Below are 21560 nucleotides of genomic sequence, written 5' to 3'. Positions count from 1 at the left end.
CCCCCTTTTTATCTACGCTTATGGCTACTTCCCCCGCTCCCTCCCCCGCCCCGGCGGCCACCTGCATCCCCTATGACAAGGCGACCCCCGCCCAGCTCGCCCTCGCCCTGGCCTACCTGATGCAGGAGTTGGCCGACCACTTTCCGACGCTGGATTTCGCCACCTGGGGCAATACGATGCTTGCCTACAAGCCCGACCTCTGGGTGGCCGGCGAGCAGGTGTACCTCGACTATGCCGATGTCACCCTGCTGACGCAGCGCCTGGCCACTTCACCTAGCTTGCCGGAGCTCGACCCGCCTATTTACCCAGACCGGGCCTGCTACCTGGCCAAGCGGATGGTCAACTACCAGGACGAGGCCCTGGAGGCCCTGGACGAGATGGCGGAGAACCCGCTGGCCTACGGGCCGCGCGTCTTCGCGGTGGTCACGAGTCTGGCTCTGGGCAATTCGGTGGCGGATAACGTGTTCGCCGCGACGCACCGAGGTCCGCAGGGGCGGCCCGGCAGTGCCGACCCGGCCCTGGCCCGCGCCGCGGCTCCGGAGCGGATACGGGCGCTGCGTGCCGCCCGCGGCGCACTGGGTCATCTGCCGCTACCCTCCTCGCCGGCCGCCCCGGCCCCCGGCGCTACGCCCGGCCAGTAGCGGGGTGTCCTCCCGTGCCACAGCCCATTATAGGCGGGCGTCTGCGCTGGGCAGCCTGGCATTTTTACGTACCTACCCCCTTCTCTTTCCGTTTCTCTATCCCGCTTATGTTACTCATTTTCCGCGCTTCGCTGGTTACCACAATGGGCCTGACCCTGCTAGCGGGGCTGCTAACCGGCTGCTCTTCCCCTAGCCCGTCCACCAGCGAGGTCCCGGCAATCGTCGGTACTCCCCCGGCCCCCACCCCTCAGTTTCCCTTCGGCAGCCAAGTCGATTCGCTCAACGGCATCGCGGGCCACACGTTCGGCGAGCCGTTGAGCGCCTTCCCCCAGATGCGCCCCCTGCCCCCCACCCCGGGCGAGTTGACGCGCACCTACTCCTATGAAGGAAAAGAGGGCTGGTTTGGTAAGCACCAGGCGCAGGTATCGACTCAACTCTACTACTTTCTGAATGGCAAGTTCTGCCGCTTTCTGGCCATTGGTAACTCGACCCTGCTGCGGCCGGAAGTCACTTACTTGTTTGGCCCTGGCCAGGCGGAGGGCAAGTACCGGCTCTTCTGGGAGGGCCGCCGGGCGCGGGCCGCGTACGTGGAGCAGGCGCGCGGCTTTGGTATGGAAGGTCGCCTCGATGTACTGAGCAAAGCGTTCGAAGCCCAGCAGGCTGCCCAGGAAAAGGCCCGGCTCAAAGCCGAGAACGCGCAGTAGCTGCGCCTTCATTCTCCTGGCACTGCTACTAACGCAACCCCAGGAAGAACCCCTGCTAGCGGAACTGGAGACGTTGCGCCAGTTCCGCTAGCAGGGGTTCTTCCTGGGGTTGCGTTCTTTAAGCCCCCATTTCTTTGCCAGTGCTGTTTTCTGCTTGCCGGACAGCGACAAGTACCACGCCATCAAGGCGAGCGTCCTTGTTTTGCGGACTCTCCTTGACCTCCAGTCCCGCAACCGACGTACCCGCCACTTGGGCCAGCACCGTGTCGATGTCGCTGATAGTCGGCGCACACGTGTGATAGTGCACCTGCATGGTGAGCAGCCCTTGGTTATCGCGCGTTGCCTCACTCACGCTTGCGCCCGCCCGTCGCAACTCTTCCGCAACCCTTTCGGCGCGGGCCTGTCCCCTCACCGGGTCATCGACCACAATTTGCGCTTGGTTAAATTGCCCTTCTCGCGCCGGCCATTCCAAGTGGTCAGCTTCGGGCAATGCATGGGGCTGGTGCCAGCTATGCGGCTGCTCCTTGACTCTGCTGGTGCTAACTCCCTTGCTGTCGCAGGCGGCCTGTACATCACGCAGCACGGCGTTCACTTCCACTAACTGCGGCGAAGTCGGGTCAAAAGAGTACGGTAGCAGCGCAACCTTATTTCGTCCCATGGTTGGTGGCACAATCTCACCTACGGTGGCTCCAGCCGTAACCAGTGCTGCCTGCACCCGACTCAATCGCTCGTCGCTCGTCCATTTTTCAGTGGACAACATTTGGATAATTCCGTGCTGCCAGAAGGCCTTGGACTCCACAACCGACGCAGTCACGGCAGCGTTATCCAGCAAATTGGAATGGGCAGATGCGGGGACTTCTGCCGACTGAATCGCTGCAGCTTGCATTGACTTGCCGGGCTCTGAGCGCGGCGGCTGGGCAATGGCCTCCGCTGAGGAAACTGCCGCGGCCAGGTCTGCTGGCCCAACATGTCCCAGCGGCGAACGGTCGGCAGGTGAAGCAGGCGTCTCCCGCGAGCTAGCCAGCAGACCAGGCGCCCCCGCTAGTGGTGGCACGGCCGCGACGGCCAGCACCGGCGGCAGTACGTTTTGTTCAGGCTGAAGAACGGCAGGGGCCTGGTTGGCCACCGAGGCTGGAGGCTGCTTTTTATCTACCTCAGCTGACGCTACCGCTACCTCAACCCGGCCTTCCACCGATGCGGCGACTATTGGACGCGGGGCAACCGGCAGGGTACCCTCAGGTAGCGTTGCAGAAGCCATCGAAGTCGACTGCAGCGTCGCTGCTGGTTCGGGCACGGCGGGGGCAGCTGGTTGCTGGGGCAACTTGACCGTGGAGTCTGTTTGCGCCCGGTGTTTAGCTTGCGCCTCCATCGTTTTATGCAGTCCCACGCCGCTGTACTCCCGCGCCACCTCGGAGCCCTTCACGTGCAGCCCTGGATACTTGGTCGCCTCGAATACGACAGCTTGCAGCTGGCCACCCTGCTGCAGCGTCGCCTTCATCCGCACCCCCTCCGTGGCCAGTGCCTCTCGTAACTCATGCACGGTCGTAGCCGTGGGCAGGTGCTTTTCCAGAGCTTTTCGAATAAGGTCCTTGCATTGCACCCGCTCCGCAACATCCGCCGGCATCTTCCCTTCCACGACCTCTCGCAGCTTCGCGGCCGCCCCGAGTTGGGCCGCATCCTCGAACCCCATCGCGGCCTCGACTTTGCGGCACGCCTCGGCGCTGCGCAGGTGACTGCGTTTATCTGGCAACACCTGTTTGTCGTCCTTCACCCGGTTCAGAAGCAAATGGCAATGGGGGTGCTCCTGGTCGTAGTGCCGGACCAAGGCCCACTGCGTAGTCATTGGGTCGATGTTCCGTTCCTGCAGGTACAGCATGGCCGCCCGCCCCATGACTTCGTTGGTCAGCTTTTCTGTCTCCTGCGGTAGCCAAGCTAGCGCAATGTGTTCCACCGCTTGGCGCAATCCTGGTCGGGTGCTACGCTGCAACTCAAAGTCAGCGGCCATCTCGCCGGCACTACTCATGCGCACGCCATTCGCGGCTAGCACCTCTGGACGCTTGAGGTCTCCTTTCAAAGCGTAGAAGCACGGCTCCACGAAACTAGAATGCCGAATGATTTTAGCTATCATGACAATTCTTGATTTTGTTCTATCTCCTGCGCTGGCACCAGTTCCGCCAGCAACCGGCGCATGGAGGTAAACAGCGTGGTAGCCTCGGCCTGGAGCGTAGCGCCCAGGTGCGTCGCCTTAGTCAGCTGATTCAGATTGTTCATCCCGCCGACCAGTGCTTTGTAGGTGTCCCGTTCCGCATCGCTCCATGCCCGGGCCACGATGGCCCGCACACTCAGTCCCAGCGCGCCGGAACGCACGACAGTCGTCGGCGTGGTGCCCGCCAGCTCGGCGTTCTTCGCGATAAGGTCCCACTCGCCTTTTGTGAATCGGACAGTAAGCGACCGACTATGCTTCAGCTCCTTTGGCTTCCGCGGAGCTTGGTCCGGCTTGTCGGGGTTACGCTGGTAGATGGCTTTCTTAAGGCGCTTCCGTCCTTCCTGCCTTGGTCTTTTCTCGGGGTCTTCCATGATTTTGGGTTAGCGTTCTTGGCGTTAGTGCCCCAGCGGGGCGAAGTAGTGAGCCGCAGGCGAACGAGTATTGCATCGCAATACACAACTTCGCTCCCCCACTGCCTCACGTTTGGTTACGTTACTTATCGTTCCTTCCGTATTCTTCTAGTTGCGTTACCGTTGTACTGCATCACCCCACGTAACTACTGTGGCCTTTTCTTTACGGCTACTACCATACCTGTTCGCGCCTCATAGCTATCCCAATCATAGAAGCGCTGGTCCATATCGAAATCGGCCACTTCGTGCCTTATCTCATTATGAAAAGTGACGTGCCTTGACTGAGTAGCAAGCATCAATATTTCCTCAACTATCGCGCACTTCTCTAATTTTTCGGCAAGCCATTGCATCCTAAATATAGCAGAAACTGAATCTTCAAGTAACTTATTCAACACACTCTCCCGCTTAGTAGGCATCCAAGGTTGCTCAACAGGAACTGCACCCTCTGCCGGAGTACTGGCTGCTGTCGCTTTCTTCTCTCTTTTATGAGATTTCGCACGACAAGCATCTGAGCAAAACTTACTGGTTTCTCGTTTCGGCTCGTACTGTTTACCACAGTAGCCACACATCGTTATCATCGTTTTCATAATTTTTAACTTCTTAGTTGAGTACAAAACCCTACGTCGTTCCCAAGTTAAGCGTTTGATGTTGATATCTCCTATTCATGCGATAAAAAATTGTTGAACAGAACCACGATTTACAGAATATTTATTCTATTATTTTTATACTTATGTTTCTATATTTTTAGCTGGCGCTGATTAAAATTTTCGCCAAATGTTCATCGTAAGGCTTGTCAATAGTCTCTCTACAAAATGCCTCCGCTGTAAAAGGGTTCGTACTATATATACTAGGAACGGAAAACAACGGTAAGCCCAATTGACTACAAAAAACGAGTTACTCTTTCTTATCAAGTCGGTAGTTCAGGCTAAGATGAGCCATTGCTATGAGAGATGAGTAGAAGCTACACGCCAGCCTGACCAAAACCCACTTTGCTCAAGAACTGCTTCGGTAGCGTTTATAAAGTCCGTATTTTGAGACACCCTGCCCCCACCGCAATTAGGTCAATTAGCCTTAACGCTGTTTTCCGTTCCTACTCTAGTGATACCCCTAACAACGGACGAAAAGAAAAATGACCGGATTCCTACCACCGCTTTTCCCGCGACTTCTCAGACCACTTGGCCTTCGTTCACCCATTCCTTTTGCCACCATCTGCGTGAAGCCAATCCACTATAATTTCAACCAACTCGGACGATTTGTACTGCTGCTTCTTCCTAAATATCGTCCCCTGTCGGGCTGGCAAAATCCGGGCTAAATTGCAAAAAGTATCTCTCGGAATGCGTCGTTCTCTGTTGCTACTTCCGAAAAATTTGTGGCTCTGGCAGCTGGCTTTTGACAACCCGGCCGATAATAATCTCACATGAGTCACCCCTCCCGACACAAGGAAAAGCGAAATCACTCTTTGACTCCTTATCAAGTCTGTCCAGTCAGGTGGGAGGAATTTCAGACAAATAATACGCAAAGCAGGTAATCATCTTGGTCAGTTTTTACGCGATAAGGTTGGTTGCTGCTGTATCTATTGCTGGACCGATTAGCTTCCGGAATCTTCCGCAAGATGGTAGACACCCCCCCCCCCTTTCTGCCGACTGCCTCCTACCCTTCTTGACTAAATTGACGCTAGCTTTTTTACTTCCGCTGTCCTTTATAGCTACTCTACTTCACTACCAGCGCTTTCGTCAAGACAGTCCAGCTCCAACGTCAGGTCAGGGAAAACAGCGGGCCCACGGTAGTCTTAGCCCGGCCTGAGTCAGCTTATTTCCAACAGTCCAGGTATTAACTGAGAAGAAAGTCACCCGTCATCCAGCGCGCTTTTCGATACGTTTCGACTGACTGACGAGTGTGGACTGTACCCCTGGCCGTGACCATTTGGGGTATCTACGACGCCGCCACTTACACGAGGTATAAGCTCACCGTATACCGAAAAAGTCAGATGTTTCAACAGTCCTCAAGTAGGATTAAACGAATACGCTGGGTTGTACCTTCACCGGAGCTACCTTCCTTTAAATGTAGCAGCCGAAACTAGTAGGGGGTGCCCTACGCTCCCGAGCAACTAGCAATGGCACACACAGACCAGTCCTTTGTAGACAACGTCGCAGTGCAGATACCCTGTTACCCATTGGCAGTCGGCTGGCTTTCCGATAGCGTCCACGCCGAACAAAACACTCCGCAGACCAATCGCTTTTCACACTTTCGTATGCCTTCTTTCTCTGAAGCCCCAAATAGCGCGGCGGTTCGTAAGCAAGTCTTGCAGGACCAAGTGCTAGCCATCATCCGGAACCGGCGGTTGGCGGGCATCGCTTTGACTATGGGCCTGGGCAAAACGCTCATCGGCCTGCGCGATATGGACCGCCTGCTCACTGCCGGTAAGCTCCCCGAGCCGGCCGCCGGCAAGCATTTTCTGGTGGCGGCCCCCACGCAGGCTATCCTAGACTCCTGGCCCCAGGAAGCGCAGAAGTTCGGGCTGGCGCACCTGCTTGACCACATCGAGTTCACCACGTATCGCTCGCTGAGCAAAGCCCTGGCCGCCGGCACCTACCACAAACTCTACCTCGACGAGTGCCACGCGCTGAAGGACTCGCACGAGCCGGGCCTCAAAGCCCACGCGGCCAAGAAGCGAAGTATCCTAGGGCTAACGGGTACACCGCCCGCGCAAGCGAATTCAGAAAAGGGCCGGCTGATGGCTACCTACTGCCCCATCGTGGTGGACTATACCACCGACGAGGCCGTGCTCGCCGGCCTGCTCAACGACTACCGCCTGGTCGTGCACCGCCTGCCGCTACGCACTGTGCGCGACTATGTGCTCACCACCAAGTCCGGCAGCCAGTTCACCACCAGCGAGCGCGAAAACTATTCTTATTGGAGCAAGCGCTTGGCCAATGCCGCCCAGGACCAGCTGCCCATCGAGACGCTACGCATCCTACGCATGCAGGCGCTCATGAACTATCCCGGCAAGGGCCACTACATGCGCTACCTGGCCGACGAGCAAACGGAGAAGGTGCTGCTTTTTACTTGTAATCAGCAGCAGGCCGAAGAGCAGGTTGCTCACACCTACCATTCCAAGAACAAGCATAGCCAAGCCAACCTGGACCTATTCAACGCAGGTAACATCCAGCGCTTGGCCTGCGTGGCGCAGCTCTCGGAGGGCATCAGCATCCCGAATCTACGGGTGGGTATCATCTGGCACGCGTTCGGCAACGAGCGTAAGGCCGCCCAGCGCATCGGCCGGCTACTGCGCCTCAATCCTGACCAGACGGCCACGGTACATTTGCTAATGTATCAGGATACAGTCGATGAGCAGTGGGTAGCACAGGCACTGGAGTCTTTCGACCCAGCTAAAATCAGCTATGTCGACGCGCCCGCTCACGAACAGTTCTTCCAACCTGCGCCGGTTGCGTAACCGATGCTTCATTAACCGGAGGCAGAAGCTACTCTACCAATTGCCTTGGTTAAAAATTTGGTCCACAAGTCGCATTTGACGCGATAGACTCTTATACTTCAGTGGCTTCCCACTCCACGGTGAGGAACACGTTCAGGTCGAAGCGTAGGGCATCGGTGAGTGCATCGTCGGAGAAATCAAGCTCCCCTTGCAGGTTGATGTGCTACCAGCTCACGGGTGACATCCGAGCAATTGCATCGGCCAGGGCCTGCCTCTCGGTTACGGGAGTCTGAAACAACTGCTGGTTCAGATAGAGGCAGTTCCAGTACACAGTTACATTCCGCACGAGCCATTTTCAGGCATCGGCAACTTGTTGTTCTTTTTTGGGGTAGCGCAAGAGTAGGAACAGAAATTCCCGTTAGGGAAATGCAAAACGGGCTAATGCCTCAAAAAACGTCCGTTTTTGTGCTTCGTGCTTGTTTATCAGCTCGATAGCTAGACTGATGTAACATCTGTACCAAACTTTTAACTAAGGCCACTAGCCCCGGCTCTGCGCTACCTTTGGCCCATGCGCGCCGAGCAGCCTTTTTCAGCCACTACTCCCCGGCCGCCCCTGGTGGCGGGGCCGGTAATTGCGCTGGCCTGGCTGCTATTCAGCGGCTTCATGGTGCTGCTGATTTTTGGGCAAAACCTGTCGGCCGGCACGCCCACCGACTGGCGCGAGGCGCTGGGCGGGCGCTTGCTGCACGGGCTGATTTGGGGGCTGTTGACGCCAGTGGTGTTTGCGCTGGCGGCCCGCTTCGACCTCACCGAGCGGCGGCGCTGGCTGCCCAAGCTGCTGGCGCACGCGGCGGCCAGCTACGGGCTCACCCTGACCTACCGCCTCGTGTATGCTGGGGCGATGGACGCGGTGGGGGCCTTGCCGGGCGGCTTTTCGCTGGCCAGCGTGGTGGCCAATGCCAACAACTGGGTGCCCATCTACTGGATGCTGCTCTGCATTGCCTACGCCGTGCAGTACCGCGAGCGGTTTCGGGAGGGCCAGCTGCGGGCCGCCCAGCTCGAAACCCAGCTGGTGCAGGCGCAGTTGCAAGCGCTCAAAATGCAGCTCCAGCCCCATTTTCTCTTCAACTCGCTCAATGCAGTATCGGCTTTGATGAGTGCCGACGTGAAGGCCGCCCGCCGGATGCTGGCCCAGCTCAGCCAGTTTCTGCGGCTGGTGCTCGACGGCGCCGATGCCCACGAGGTGACCCTGGCGCAGGAGCTGCACTTAACGCGCCTCTACCTCGAAATTGAGCAAACCCGCTTTCCCGACCGCCTGGCCGTGGCCTACGACATCGCGCCCGGCACCGAGGGCGCGCTACTGCCGGCCCTGCTGTTGCAGCCGGTGGTGGAGAACGCCGTGCGCCACGGCCTGGCCCCGCAGGCGGGCGCGGGCGAGCTGGCCATCAGCGCCCGGCAGCAGGGTGGGCGGCTGCTGGTGCAAGTGCAGGACAACGGCCGGGGCACCACCAACACCGCCGCCCGCGGCATCGGCCTGCGCAACCTCGAAAGCCGCCTGGCCACCCGCTATGGCCCCGACTACGCCGTAACCGTGGACACCGCTCCCGGCCAGGGCTACTGCCTGCGGCTGTCGCTGCCCTTCGTGGCCGCCGCGCCAGCCAGCCAATCTCTCGTAACAGCATGAGCGCTAGCATCCGTACTCTGCTGGTCGATGATGAGCCGCTGGCCCGCCACTTGCTGCGCGAGTTGCTAGCCGACTTCCCCGCCCTGGCCGTGGCCGGCGAGTGCACCAACGGCCCCGAGGCCCTGGCTGCCCTGCAAGCCGGCGGCTACGACGTGGTGTTTCTGGACGTGCAGATGCCCGGCCTCGACGGGGTGCAGGTGCTGCAACAGCTGCGGGCCGTCGGTCAGCCCCTCCCCCTGGTGGTGTTCGTGACGGCCTACGACCAGTACGCCGTGGCCGCCTTCGGCCTGCACGCGGTCGATTACCTATTGAAGCCCCTCGACCCCGACCGCTTTGCCGACTGTGTGCACCGGGTGCAACTACAAATAAGCCAGCGCGATACCTACGCCGCCGGGGCCGGCCTGGCAGCCCTGCTCCGCGCCTGGCCCCCGGCCGCCCCTACCCCCCTACCCGACTATCAGGACCGTTTCCTGGTGAAGCAGCCGGAGCGGCAGTTTTTCGTGCCCGCCGCCGACGTGTGCTACCTCGAAGCCACCAGCAGCGGCGTGCTGCTGCACCTGGCCGGGGCCACCCACCCGCTGCGGGCCACCCTAAGCCAGCTGGCCGAGCGCCTCGACCCGGCCCATTTTCTGCGCATCCACCGCTCGGTTGTTATTCAGACCGAGCATATTGTGGAGTTTAAGCCGTGGGCGCACGGCGAGTATGTGTTTCGGATGGCGAATGGGCTGCACGTTACGTCGTCGCGCAGCTACAACACAGTTATTCAGCAGTTTTTAAAGCGGTTTGGGTGAGGGGCAGACTGTGCTAGCGGCCCGCCTCACCAAAAAAAAGCCAATTCAACCCGAAATAAGGCCAACTCACCGCCGGGCCGTAGCTAGCGCCCCGCGAAGCCCGTACGTTTGAGCGGCCAACGCTATTACCTGGTCGCCAAAACGAACGTGAAAAACACCCTCCTGCTTTTCGGCCTGTTGCTCGGGACCACCTCCGCCGCCCGGGCCCAGCACCACATGGCCGGCATGAGCCACGCCGGCATGGCCGGTATGACGATGCCCGCCGCCAAACCCGGCAGCCCGGTGGCTGCCTTCCAGCACGGCATGGACTCGGTAATGGTGGTGATGGACGAAGGCATGCGCCGCATGGACGGGGCCAACCCCGCCGACATCGACGCCAGCTTTGCGGCCATGATGGTGCCGCACCACCAGGGAGCCGTGGACATGGCCCGCCTGCAACTCCTCTATGGCAAAGACCCGGCGTTGCGCCGCCTGGCCCAAAGTATCATTGCCGAGCAGCAGGTCGAGATTCAGCAGATGCAAGCCTGGCTGAAGCAGCACCCGGCCAAGCCCTAGGTAGCGTTTAGCGTGAACTCTGCGAGTCCGCGCGTTGCCCGAATTACCCCACGCGCGGACTCGCAGAGCCCGCGCTACATTCTTATTGTCAATGAAATACTTTCTCCTACCCGCCCTGCTGCTGGCCGGCACCGCTGCCCGGGCCCAGGCCGTGAGCCACCGCGACCGGGTGTATACCGCCGACCAGATTTCCAACACCGTGTCCGTTATCGACCCGATGGATAACAAGCTGCTGGGCCAGGTGATACTAGGCAAGCCGCAGCCCGATTTAACGTCGGCCCTCTACCGGGGGCAGGCGCTGGTGCACGGCCTGGGGGCCTCGCCCGACCACCGGCTGCTGGCCGTGGTGTCGGTGGGCTCCAACAACGTCACGTTTATCGAAACGGCTACTAACGCCCTGAAAGGCAGCGTGTACGTAGGCCGCGCCCCGCACGAGCCCACCTTCCGCCCCGATGGCAAGGAGGTATGGGTGACGGTGCGCGGCGAGGACTACCTCTCCGTCATCGACGTGGCCACGCTGCGCGAAACCCGTCGCATCCAGGTGCCCAACGGGCCGGGCCAAATCGCCTTCAGCCCCGATGGCAAGCGGGCCTTCGTGTGCTCCAGCTTCTCGCCCGAGCTGGCGGTGGTGGACGTGGCTACCTATAAGGTTATCAAGAAAATACCTGTCGTCAGCCCGTTCTCGCCCAACATCTTTCCCACCAAAGACGGCCAGCAAATCTGGTTCACGCACAAGGACGTGGGCAAAGTATCGGTGCTCGATACCAAGACCTTGACCATCAACGGCGTGCTGACGACGGGCCCCATCACCAACCACGTCGCCACGGTGGACTTACCCACCGGTAAGCTGGCCTACGTGACGGTGGGCGGCGAAGACGTGGTGAAGGTGTACAGCCGCGAGGCGGGCTTTAAACAGCTGGCGACCATTGCGGTGGGGGCCAATCCGCACGGCATCTGGCCCGCGGGCGATGGCAGTCGGGTGTACGTGGGCCTCGAAAACGGCGATTCGGCGGTGGCCGTGCTCACGGCCACCAACCGGGTACTAGGCAAAATCAAGGTTGGCCAGGCCCCGATGGCGCTGATGTACGTGCCCGATGCCGTGCCCTCGGGTGTGGCCAGCGCGGCCAACCTCGGCCAGCAGCTCATCGACCAGGCCACGGTCATCCGTAACCTACGGCCCCCGACCCCTGGCCCCGCCGCCGGCACCATGAACCTGCGCTCGGAAGGCCTCGTGGACCTGGCCACCTTCAACCTGCGCGCCCTGGCCCCCAATACGGATTACGACATCTACCTCACCAACTCCACCCAGGCCCCCTACGCCCGCGCCTACCCCCTCACCACCGTGCACACCGACGCCAAGGGCGGCGCGATGGGCCAGGCGCTCGGCCCCGTGCAGCGCATTGCCAGCGGCGATTTGCACCCGGCCGGCAAGGCCTTTACGCGGGTGGTCGTGGCCCCCAAAGCAGCCGATGGCCCAGCGGCGCTGGTAAGCGAGTAGACGGGTTGTTCGGGCCGTTGCGCGGACTTTTAGCTCATTGCCTACGTGATACGGCAGGCAGCGAGGTGGACCCCAGCGGCAACGTGCGCACCACCTTCGGCTGGGTAGTGGGCGGCACCTTGCAGCTGCCGGCCGGCAAAACCAGCGTCACCATCAAGGCCGCCGTGGTGGACAACGCGGGCAAAACCGGCAGCGCCACCCAAGTAGTGCCAATCAGCCCCGTAGACAACGGCTGATGCCCGCGGCCCGTTAAGGGAGTACCCCGCTCGGGGGGCGCATGGTGCGCTACCACGAATTTATTTACCGACTCCTTTATGGAAGAGACTACGCACGCACCGGGCCAGGGCCTGAGCCGCCGGGCCGTTTTGAGTGGCCTGGTGCCAGCGCTGGCCGTGGCCGGCACATCGGCGGCCTGGGCCAGCGCTACGCCCGTGGCTAGCCCCCCGGCGGCGCTGGGCCGGGGCACGTTCCCGGGCCTCATCACCCGCGAAAAAGAGCCGATGAACCTGGAGCTGCCCTTCCCCACGCTGGAGGACCGGCTGGTGCCCAACAACCGCTTCTACGTGCGCAGCCACTTCCACATTCCCACGATAGAGGCGGCGAGCTGGCAGCTCAGCATCGAGGGCGAGGTGCGAAATACTTTGAAAATCAGCTACGACGAGCTGCGTAAAATGCCTTCTAAAACCGTGACGGCTACCCTGGAGTGCGCCGGCAACGGCCGCGCCCGGCTAGCCCCTAAGGTCAAGGGCCTGCTCTGGGAGCAGGGCGGCGTGGGCAATGCCACCTGGACCGGCGTGCCCCTCTCGGCGCTGCTGGAGCGGGCCGGCGTGAAGCCGGGGGCCGTGGAAATCATCTTCGAGGGCACCGACCAGGGCGAAGTCACGGAAGAGCCCAAGTCGCCGGGTGCCATTCATTTTGCCCGCAGCCTGCCGCTGGCCAAGGCCCGCCAGCCCGAGGTGCTGGTGGCCTACCTCATGAACGGCCAGCCCCTGCCGCCCGAGCACGGCTTCCCGGTGCGGCTGGTGGTGCCCGGCTGGTACGGCATGGCCTCGGTGAAGTGGCTCAGCAAAATCATGGTGAGCGCCGTGCCCTACGACGGCTACTGGCAAACGCTGGAATACGCTTACTGGAAGCGCGAGCGCGGCCTACCCACCCTCACGCCCGTGACGGAAATGCTGGTAAAAGCCGAAATAGCCCGCCCCGCGCTGCACGAGGAAGTACCCGCCGGCCAGCCCTACCGCGTGTACGGCGCGGCCTGGACGGGCGAGAGCGAGGTCACCCGCGTGGAAGTTAGCACCGACAACGGCGGCAGCTGGCAGCCCGCCCGGCTGCTCGAAGCCGCCGTGCCTTTTGCCTGGCGCTTCTGGGAGTTCAGCTGGACGCCGCCCACTGCGCCGGGCCGCTACACCCTGCAAGCCCGCGCCACCGACCGCGCCGGCCACACCCAGCCCACCGCCCACGACCCCGACCGCCGTACCTACATGGTCAATAAAATCGGGGCCGTGGAGGTAGTCGTGCCCTAAAGTCAGCTCCGCTACTCCCCCCAAAGGCCCCTGCCGCATCCTGCGCTAGGGGCCTTTTTGGTGCTAGATTAGACCCGTGCCCCGGCCGCAGTGGCGCACCGCCAGCAGCTAGCTGGCCGCCTGCTGGCAGGCCGCTAGCTGCTGGCGGTGCGCGCGAAAGCGCCATAAGCCCACCGCCAGCACCACGGCCGCCACGGCCAGGGCCGTGTAGCCCAGCCGCCCGCCCCGCTCGGGGTGAAACTGAATGAGGGCCAGCCCAAAGCCTACCAGCGCCAGGCTGGTGCGCACATAGGTCAGCAAGGTGCGCTCGTTGGCCAGGCGAGTGCGTTGCAGGGCTAGCCGGTCGGACAGGGCCAGCTGCGGGGAGGAAGTGGGGGTAGTCATACAGAAAAGAGGCTACGCCAGCGTCACCGAATCGCCCGGCTCGGCTAGGCGCAGAAACCTGATGCCGTGTTTCTCGAAATAGGGCTCATAATTGTCGTAGCGCTGCTGCACGAAAAAGGGCTTGAGGTACCCGTCGTGCACCGGCAAAATCTGCTGGGGCCGCATCTTCAAGGCAAAGTCGGCCACCACCAGCTCCGTGAGGAAGGGCGCGGTAACGGGCAGAATCAGCAACTCTACCCCCGCAAACTGGAGCAGGTTTTCGGCAAAGGAATCGGCCGGGTTCAGCACCCGGCCGTTAACCAGCCAGGCCGTCATTTGGGGCAGCGGGCTGTCGAGAATGGCCTCGTGCCGCACTGGCAGGGCTTGCAGCTGAAACGCGCCCCGGTCGAGCGGGCCTTCCTCGTGGATTTGCACGGCTAGCCCCTGCTGCTTCAGCTTGGCGGCCACTTCGCCATTGGAAATAATAATGGCTCCGCTCTGCTCCACGATGCGCTGGAGGGCGTCCACATCGAGGTGGTCGGGGTGGTCGTGGGTAATGATGACCGTGGCCACGTCCTTGAACACGTCGGGCTGCACCAGCCCTTCGGTGAAGGAAAACTTGCCGGGGTCGAACAGCAATTGCCGGCCGTTTAGCTCAAACAGCAGGCAGGAGTGGATATACTTGGTAATGCGCATGGGGTAGGGAGAAGAGTGCCTGACATGCAGGATAATACCAATAAATTCAGTCGCCCAGCCAGCGGTCGGCCACCAGGCCCAGGGCATAGTTGAGCTGCACCAGCAGCAGCAGGATGGCCCCGGCGTACACGCTCACGAAGCACAATCCCGCCGCCGCCGCGTAGAGCACCTGCATGAGCACGATGCGCCGCACCAACGCCTGGCTCACGGCCGCATCCACGGCCCGCAACAGGCTGTGACGCTGGGCGTAGCGGTAGCTGCCCAGCAGCGCAGTGCCCACCAGCAGCAGGTTGGCCCAGTACACCAGCACCGCCCCGCGCAGCGGAAAATGCGTGGTCAGAAAGGCCGTTGAAAACGGCAGCAGGCCCACCACCAACAGAAAAGCAATATGCCACCAGGCCAGCCGCCGGTCGCTGTGCTCCAGGTACGTGAACTGCGTGCTCTGGCACACCCAGAAGATGCCCAGCGATAGAAACCCCAGCACGTAGCCCCCGATGCTGGGCAGCAGCCCCAGCAGGGCCGGCCCCACGTCGGCCTCGGTGCGCACGAGGTCGGCGGCCGGCACCCGCAGGTTGAGCACTAGCAGGGTCATGGCGATGGAAAATACGCCGTCGCTTAGCGACTCGATGCGGCGCAAGTTTTGGCCCGCCACGGTGGTGTAAGCCACGGGCGGGGCGTGCAGCCGGGCCACGGGCTAGCGGCGGGGCTTGGCCCGGCGGTGGTCGCGGCGGTCTTCCTGGCGCACCAGCTTCGGCTCTTCACTAAGGCTTTCGCCGTGCTTGAGGGTGTGGGCGCGGTCCATTTTGCGGTCGGCTCGCGCCTGCTTTTGCACGCCGCGGGGCGTGTTTTGGGCGGCGGCCGGGAGGCTGAGGGCGGCAAGGACCACCGCAGCAGCCAGGAAACGAAGAAAATTCATAAGCGTAAGAAAGAGCGTAAAAAAGGGCTTGCCCCCGCCGTGTACGGCAGGGGCAAGCCACTGGGTTGGGCCCGGCTACTCGCCACTGGCCTGGGCCAGCTGCACCTCCTCCCCGAGCAGGTTCGACTCGGGCGTGGCCGAGTAGGGCACGGTTTGGGGGATGAAGTCGGCGTCGGCACCGGGCTTGCTGTAGTCGTAGGGCCAGCGGTACACGGCGGGTATTTCGCCGGGCCAGTTGCCGTGGGGCACATCGATGGGCGTAGTCCACTCCAGGGTGTTTGAGTGCCAGGGATTTTGGGTGGCGAGGCGGCCCCGGAAAATGCTGTAAAAGAAGTTGAAGAGGAAGATAAACTGCGCGAAGAACACGGCGATGGCCGCCAGCGAAATCATCCGGTTGAGGTCGGCAAACTGCGAAAAGGCGTCGAAGGCCGTCCAGGAGTAGTAGCGGCGCGGGAAGCCGGCAATGCCCAGGTAGTGCATGGGCATGAAAATGAGGTAGACGCCCACGAAGGTGAGCCAGAAGTGGATATAACCCAGCTTCTCGTCCATCATCCGCCCAAACAGCTTCGGAAACCAGTGGTACACCCCGGCAAACATCCCGAAGAACGCCGCCGAGCCCATCACCAGGTGAAAGTGGGCAATGACGAAGTACGTGTTGTGCAGCTGAATATCGAGCGCCGCGTTGCCCAGCACAATGCCCGTGAGGCCGCCCGCGATGAAGAGTGACACGAACCCGATGCTGAAGAGCATGGCCGTCGTAAACCGGATGTTGCCGCGCCAGAGGGTGGCAATCCAGTTGAAGCTTTTCACGGCCGAGGGCACGGCGATAATCAGGGTCAGAAACATGAACACCGACCCCAGGAAGGGGTTCATGCCCGTCACGAACATGTGGTGGCCCCACACCGCAAACGACAAAATGAGGATGGCGAAGAGCGAGCCAATCATGGCGCGGTAGCCGAAAACGGGCTTACGGGCGTTGGTAGCCAGGATTTCGGATACGATGCCCATGCCCGGCATGATGACGATGTACACCTCGGGGTGGCCCAAAAACCAGAACAAGTGCTGAAACAGCACCGGCGAGCCGCCCTGGTTGTGCAGCGCCTGCCCGGCAATATAGATGTCGGATAGGTAGAACGAGGTGCCAAACGAGCGGTCAAACACCAGCAGCAGCAGGCCCGCAAACAGCACCGGAAACGTGAGAATGCCCAGGATAGCCGTAATAAAGAGCGCCCACACCGTGAGCGGCAGCTTGGTCATGCTCATGCCCTTGGTGCGTAGGTTGAGCACGGTGGTCACATAGTTGACGCCGCCCAGCAGCGTGCTCACCACGAAGAGCACCATGCTCACCAGCCACAGGGTCATGCCCAGGCCCGAGCCGTCGATGGCCTGCGGCAGGGCCGAGAGCGGCGGGTACACCGTCCAGCCCGAGGCGGCGGGGCCGGTTTCGAGGAATAAGGACGTGAACATGACTACCCCCGACAGGAAAAAGAACCAGTACGAGAGCATGTTCATGAAGCCCGACGCCATGTCCCGGGCCCCAATCTGCAGGGGAATGAGCAGGTTGGCAAACGTGCCGCTGAGGCCTGCCGTGAGCACGAAAAACAGCATAATCGTGCCGTGCATCGTCACCAGGGCCAGGTAAAACTCGGGGTTGAGCTTGCCGCCTTCAATCCACTTGCCCAGCAGCGGCTTAAGCCATTCCAGGGTGGCCTCGGGCCAGCCCAATTGCAGCCGGAAAAGCGTGGAGAGCACCCCGCCCACCAGCGCCCAAAACATGCCCGTGAGCAGAAACTGCCGGGCAATCATTTTGTGGTCCTGGCTGAAAACGTACTTAAAAAGCCAGTGCTGCGCCTCGTGGCGGTCGGGTCCGGCTAGGTGGTCGGCGTGGGTAGTGGCCGGAGCGGCGGCCGTGCCGATGCCCCCCTGCGCCTGCGAGGAGGCCGTGAACTCAGTAGCCATAGCGTTGTGCAAATTGCCCCCGGCCGGCCAGCGGTCCGCGCCAGGGAGTGAAAAGAATAGAGCCCCCTGGGGAAGTGTAGCTTAGACTTGATAGTCCGAGCACGAGCGCAGCGGGTAGTTGCGGGCGAGCGACTTCCGATGCCGGATGCCCGCTGCGCGAGCGCTCGGACTACCAAGTCCAAGCTACAGCAACTGGCCCAGGACAAACTTACCCGCCCGGCCTACCGGGCAACTGGCCGTTTTCCAGGTTTTTCTGGTACAAAGCCGGGTTTTGGCGGTAGGCCCGGGGCGAGCAGCCCGCGTGCTGGCGGAAGAAGCGCCCGAAGTGCGAGGCATCCTCAAAGCCCAGGGCATAGCCCACCTCGGCCACCGACAGGCCCGTGGTGCCCAGCAGATGCCGGGCCTCAGCCAGCACCCGCGCCCCAATGAGCTGGCGGGCGGGGTGGCCCAGGTACTGGCGGCAGCAGGCGCAGAGGTGGTCGGGGCTGAGGTGCAGGCGGGCGGCGTAGTCGCGCACCGCGTGCAGGGTGCGAAAGTGCGCTTCCAGCAGCTGCGCAAACTGCCGGGCCACCGCCGCCGCCCTACCCCCCTGCGGGGCTGGCGCGGCCGGGAAAGCCAACGCCAGCAGCAGGTGCAGGTAGGCGCGGGCCTGGGCGGGGTCGGCGTTAGGCTCGGCCAGGGTGCGGGCTAGGCCGCGCAGCAGGGCCGGCACTTCGGCCCGCTCGGCCGGGGGCAATACCAGCGCCCACGGCCCCGGCCCGGCCGGCAGCCCCGGCGCGGGAAAACTGGCCAGGTAGTAGTCGGCCAGAAAGCACACCACCTCGCCCCGGCCGCCGGCCGCCAGCGCCCAGCCCAGTACCGGCCCCGGCGGCAGCAGCACCAACTGCCCCGGTTGCAGCGCCAGCGCCTGCCCCGGCAGGTGCAGCACGCCCGCGCCCCGCGCCACGTGCAGCAGCAGCCAGAAGCGGTGGGCGTGGGCCACGCCCGGTGCCCGGGCCGCCAACGCTTCGAGGCGCTGCATCCGCAGCGGCTCGTCGGGCCGCCCGGTGGGGCACACCCGCCAGTCGAGCAAGGGAAGGGCCGTGGGGTTCATGGAGATGGGAGTTGGTGGAATAGCGCGCCAGAGACTATCCCCTAGGGGGCCGGCGTCAGCAGCTGGCCGTTGGCCACGGGGCTTATTTGCACCACCTGGGTGGCGCTGCCGGTTTTGCCCGCGTTGTCCACCACGGCGGCCTTGATAGTGACGCTGGTTTTGCCGGCCGGCAACTGCAAGGTGCCGCCCACTACCCAGCCGAAGGTGGTGCGCACGTTGCCGCTGGGGTCCACCTCGCTGCCGGCCGTGTTGAAGACCGGGGCCAGGTTACCGCCAGCCGCGATGACGTTGCCGTTGGGTTGCAGCAGCGGCACGTCGAAAGTCACGACCAGGCCCGGCGCGTAGCGGTTGGGACCCTTCGACGACTGGGTGCCGTCCACGATGGTGCCCCGGTCGGCGTCGGCCTTACCCAGGGCATTCTCGTTCACCCCGATGCCGTTTTTCGACTTATCGAGGGCCGATACCTGCACAAAAAACAGGGCGCCCTGGCTGGGTGGGGTGGGCAGCACGCCCGCCGTTTGGATGCCGGGGCTGACGCTGCTCGGGAGGCGCGGGGCCAGCAGCGTCACCGTGGGGCCGGCCGGGTCATCCGCGCCGGGCGTGAGGGCGGTGGTGAGCGGGGCCGGCGTGAGGGCCTGGCCGCTGGCCGCCCCGCCGGGGCCGGAGCCCACGCTTACTTTTTGGGTCGTAGTGGTGAGGCGCCCCGCGCGGTCCTTGAGGGCGGCCGTGAGGTTGAAGCTGGTGGTACCGGCGGGCAGCGATTCGAGCACGTGCCAGCTCACCCAGGTCGTGACGCCGGGGCCGGGCGTGTCGTCGGTGCCCGCGATGTTGAAGAGCGAGGCCAGGTTGGTGCCCTTGGCGATGACCACGCCCGCCGGGGTAGTCAGGTCCACGTCGAGGCTCACCGTCAGGCCGGGCAGGTTCACGTTGGGGCTGCCCACGGCGGCGGCGTTGCGGATGTTGAGGCCTTCCTTGGTGGGGATGGTCACCGTGTCCTGGGTCACGATTTCCAGGTTCACCAAAAAGCCCGCCCCGTCGAAGCTGCCCGCGCCCAGGCGGCCCACACCGGGTGCCACCACGGCATTCGCCACGGGCGACACGATATGCAGCAGTGGCGAAGTATCGGCCGCCTGAGTGTCGTCTTTTTTGCAGCCCCCCAGCAGGGCGGCGCTGCCCAGCAGGGTCGTGGCTAGCCCCAGGGCCAGCCGGCGCGGGGCGCGGGTAGAGGTGGAGAAAATGGTCATGTAGGAAAGGGGTAAATGGGTAATGATTAGGAAGAAATTGTTTTGGTGAGGGTGCTTTAACGCCCTTGCGTGGCGCCTCACCCCCTACTCCCACCCATTGCGGCGGAAAATGGCGTGGCCCTCGGCTGACTTTAAAAAGGCCACGAACTGCCGGGCGGTGGCCGCCTGGGTGGTGCGCTGGGTGAGGGCGATGGGCGTGCCCCGGTGCACGCGCTGGGCGCGGGGCAGGCGCACCAGCGCCGAGCCGGGCAGGCGCGGCTGCCACGAGGCATAGGTTATCCAGGCGTCGTAGCCCTGGGGCTGCTGCTGCCAGAGCGCCACGGCCTCGGCGCTGGTCTTCACCGAGGTGCGGGTATTGTGCTGGAGGTTGGCGATGAGGGCCGGGGTGCGAGCCATGTCCTCGGTCATGCCCATCTGGCCGGCCCCGTTCACGTCGAGCAGGCGCACGCCGGGCCGGGTCAGGTCTTCGAGGCGCTTGATGTGCAGCGGGTTGCCCGGCCGCACCAGCACCGCCGACTCGCGGGCGTAGAGGCTGGTGCGGCTGGCCTCGTCCACCAGGCCGGGGTGGGCCAGCGCGGTTTGGGTGAGCATGTACTCGGCCCCGCCGTACACCAGGTCGGCATCCTGCTGGGCCTGGGGTAGCCACTGCGGCTCGGGGCCGGCCGTGACGTCCACGGGGGTGCCCGTTTGTTTGGTAAAGGCGGCAGCGCACTCCTTCATAGCCGTGGCCGGGCCGCCGGGGCCGTACACGTGCAGGGTTTGGGGCGGCGTCTGGGCCAGGGCCGGGCTGGCGGCTAAGGTGCTGAGCATAAGGCAGCGGGCAACCCGGCCGAGCCGGGTGCGAAAAGGGGTTTGCATGGCGGAAAGGAGGTTATTTTACCGGGGGCAGGAAGCCGTACTTCTGGTACACGGCCTGCCCGGCGGGGCTGGTGAGGAAGGCCACGAAGTCCTCGGCGGCCTGGGCGTGGGGGGCGGCTTTCATCGTGCCGGCCACGTAGTTGGCCAGTATGTTTTCCTTGGCCGGAATCTCGACGCTCTCTACCGGGTGGCCCAGCATTTTCTGGTAAAAAGCCTCCGTGTACCATACCGGGGCGGCATCCGACTGGTCGTAGAGCACCCGCAGGGGCGATTGCCGGTGGTGAATCTGGGTCAGAAACGTGCTGCCAGCTTTCACCTTGGTCGTCATCACGGCCGTTTTGAGTGCCACGCCCCCAGCCTTTTCATACGACTCTTCGATGCGCTTGCCGATGCCCTCCCAGGCGGGGTTGGGCATGCTCACCCGCACCTCGGGCCGGCCCAGGTCGCGCAGGCTGGCCACCTTCTTGGGGTTGCCCTTGCGGACCATAATAGCCAGCCGGTTCTGGGCGTAGCTGCTGGTGCGTCCAAACCACTCGGGGGTCATATCCATGCGGTTTTTGCCGGCCGCGTACACGTCGGGCTTGAGGGCGATGCGCAGGTTGCCCACCACCAGCGCCCCGCCCTGCTCAATCTGCTTGGCCAGGATGCCGGGCGGCAGCGTTTCCACGAAAATGCGCTGGTACTGCGGGTAGGCCTTGCGAAACTCGCGCAGCAAATCGTCGAGCACCATGAACTGGTTGCCCCCAAAAAACACCACCAGCTGCGGGTCCACCACGTCGCCGTAGAGGTCGGGCACGTTGTCAATCCCGGGCACCGTAAAGGCCTCGCCGGTTTGAAACGGGGCATTCCAGGGCGGGTCGAAGCGGTGGGCCGCGTCGGGCGGCGTGGGTTTCTGCACGGGCATGGTCTGGGCCGAAAGGGCAGCCGGGGCCAGCGCGAGCGCAGCCAGGGCAAGCAGGTGAGGAAGGCGTTTCATGGGCGGGGTG

At 62.9% G+C, this 21560-nt stretch carries 21 protein-coding genes; 9 read left to right on the top strand and 12 right to left on the bottom strand.

Translation table 11 applies throughout. The annotated features are described in order from the left end of the window. Both JAO77_RS22115 and JAO77_RS22110 read left to right on the top strand, forming a co-directional pair. A partial coding sequence (locus tag JAO77_RS22115; RefSeq protein WP_198992714.1) for a hypothetical protein occupies positions 1-641 on the top strand: 641 nt, incomplete at its 5' end. Between the two features lie 107 nt (positions 642-748). Continuing rightward, entirely contained in the window at positions 749-1345 is a 597-nt protein-coding gene (locus tag JAO77_RS22110) for a hypothetical protein (protein ID WP_198992713.1), read from the top strand. Positions 1346-1463: 118 nt separating this feature from the next. Here the strand turns inward: JAO77_RS22110 and JAO77_RS22105 are convergent, their stop codons facing one another. From JAO77_RS22105 to JAO77_RS22095, 3 genes are all read right to left on the bottom strand, one after another. Then, positions 1464-3473 carry a relaxase/mobilization nuclease domain-containing protein gene (locus JAO77_RS22105; protein ID WP_213019463.1) on the bottom strand — a complete coding sequence of 670 codons (2010 nt, stop codon included), beginning with the start codon at positions 3471-3473 and terminating at the stop codon, positions 1464-1466. Further along, on the bottom strand, positions 3470-3922 hold the full coding sequence (locus JAO77_RS22100; protein WP_198992711.1) for a plasmid mobilization protein: 453 nt from the start codon (positions 3920-3922) through the stop codon (positions 3470-3472). Before JAO77_RS22100 ends, JAO77_RS22105 begins: the two co-directional genes overlap by 4 nt. 185 nt (positions 3923-4107) lie before the next feature. Next, on the bottom strand, positions 4108-4548 hold the full coding sequence (locus JAO77_RS22095; protein ID WP_198992710.1) for a hypothetical protein: 441 nt from the start codon (positions 4546-4548) through the stop codon (positions 4108-4110). A 1664-nt stretch (positions 4549-6212) separates the two neighbouring features. On the opposite strand from JAO77_RS22095, the gene JAO77_RS22090 reads away from it, so the two are divergent. From JAO77_RS22090 to JAO77_RS22060, 7 genes are all read left to right on the top strand, one after another. Continuing rightward, positions 6213-7415, top strand: a complete 1203-nt coding sequence (locus JAO77_RS22090; protein ID WP_198992709.1) for a DEAD/DEAH box helicase — start codon at positions 6213-6215, stop codon at positions 7413-7415. Positions 7416-7962: 547 nt separating this feature from the next. Continuing rightward, positions 7963-9078 (top strand): sensor histidine kinase, encoded by a 1116-nt coding sequence (locus JAO77_RS22085; RefSeq protein ID WP_140469341.1) that lies wholly within the window; start codon positions 7963-7965, stop codon positions 9076-9078. Continuing rightward, positions 9075-9869, top strand: coding sequence for a LytR/AlgR family response regulator transcription factor (locus JAO77_RS22080; protein WP_140469340.1), 795 nt, complete (start codon positions 9075-9077; stop codon positions 9867-9869). The genes JAO77_RS22085 and JAO77_RS22080 overlap by 4 nt, the downstream gene beginning before the upstream one ends. A gap of 147 nt (positions 9870-10016) precedes the next feature. Further along, entirely contained in the window at positions 10017-10424 is a 408-nt protein-coding gene (gene copM / locus JAO77_RS24620; RefSeq protein WP_198992708.1) for a CopM family metallochaperone, read from the top strand. Positions 10425-10515: 91 nt separating this feature from the next. After that, entirely contained in the window at positions 10516-11922 is a 1407-nt protein-coding gene (locus JAO77_RS22070) for a YncE family protein (RefSeq protein WP_140469339.1), read from the top strand. Positions 11923-11939: 17 nt separating this feature from the next. Then, on the top strand, positions 11940-12158 hold the full coding sequence (locus JAO77_RS22065) for a hypothetical protein (protein ID WP_235998561.1): 219 nt from the start codon (positions 11940-11942) through the stop codon (positions 12156-12158). Positions 12159-12236: 78 nt separating this feature from the next. Continuing rightward, positions 12237-13445 carry a sulfite oxidase gene (locus JAO77_RS22060; protein WP_198992707.1) on the top strand — a complete coding sequence of 403 codons (1209 nt, stop codon included), beginning with the start codon at positions 12237-12239 and terminating at the stop codon, positions 13443-13445. A gap of 108 nt (positions 13446-13553) precedes the next feature. Here JAO77_RS22060 and JAO77_RS22055 read toward each other — a convergent pair whose 3' ends face one another. From JAO77_RS22055 to JAO77_RS22015, 9 genes are all read right to left on the bottom strand, one after another. Continuing rightward, positions 13554-13829, bottom strand: coding sequence for a DUF202 domain-containing protein (locus JAO77_RS22055; protein WP_140469337.1), 276 nt, complete (start codon positions 13827-13829; stop codon positions 13554-13556). Positions 13830-13841: 12 nt separating this feature from the next. Next, a complete protein-coding gene (locus tag JAO77_RS22050; protein WP_198992706.1) occupies positions 13842-14504 on the bottom strand; it encodes an MBL fold metallo-hydrolase in 663 nt (220 codons plus the stop codon). Between the two features lie 46 nt (positions 14505-14550). Next, positions 14551-15195, bottom strand: coding sequence for a TMEM175 family protein (locus JAO77_RS22045; protein ID WP_140469335.1), 645 nt, complete (start codon positions 15193-15195; stop codon positions 14551-14553). 3 nt (positions 15196-15198) lie between these two features. Then, the gene (locus JAO77_RS22040; protein WP_140469334.1) at positions 15199-15420 is read right to left on the bottom strand and encodes a hypothetical protein; all 222 of its coding nucleotides are present in this window, start codon (positions 15418-15420) and stop codon (positions 15199-15201) included. Between the two features lie 75 nt (positions 15421-15495). Further along, the gene (locus tag JAO77_RS22035; RefSeq protein WP_140469333.1) at positions 15496-17379 is read right to left on the bottom strand and encodes a cytochrome c oxidase subunit I; all 1884 of its coding nucleotides are present in this window, start codon (positions 17377-17379) and stop codon (positions 15496-15498) included. Between the two features lie 208 nt (positions 17380-17587). Further along, complete coding sequence (locus JAO77_RS22030) at positions 17588-18472, bottom strand: AraC family transcriptional regulator (protein ID WP_140469332.1); 885 nt, start codon at positions 18470-18472, stop codon at positions 17588-17590. Between the two features lie 41 nt (positions 18473-18513). Further along, positions 18514-19716 carry a hypothetical protein gene (locus JAO77_RS22025; protein WP_193560218.1) on the bottom strand — a complete coding sequence of 401 codons (1203 nt, stop codon included), beginning with the start codon at positions 19714-19716 and terminating at the stop codon, positions 18514-18516. 84 nt (positions 19717-19800) lie between these two features. Continuing rightward, positions 19801-20574 carry a substrate-binding domain-containing protein gene (locus JAO77_RS22020; protein ID WP_235998560.1) on the bottom strand — a complete coding sequence of 258 codons (774 nt, stop codon included), beginning with the start codon at positions 20572-20574 and terminating at the stop codon, positions 19801-19803. Between the two features lie 13 nt (positions 20575-20587). Beyond that, positions 20588-21550, bottom strand: a complete 963-nt coding sequence (locus JAO77_RS22015; RefSeq protein ID WP_140469331.1) for a molybdate ABC transporter substrate-binding protein — start codon at positions 21548-21550, stop codon at positions 20588-20590. Between the last annotated feature and the right edge of the window lie 10 nt (positions 21551-21560).

The organism is Hymenobacter sp. BT559, assembly GCF_016427535.1.
Taxonomy (GTDB): domain Bacteria; phylum Bacteroidota; class Bacteroidia; order Cytophagales; family Hymenobacteraceae; genus Hymenobacter.
This window is presented reverse-complemented; position numbering and strand designations above follow the sequence as displayed.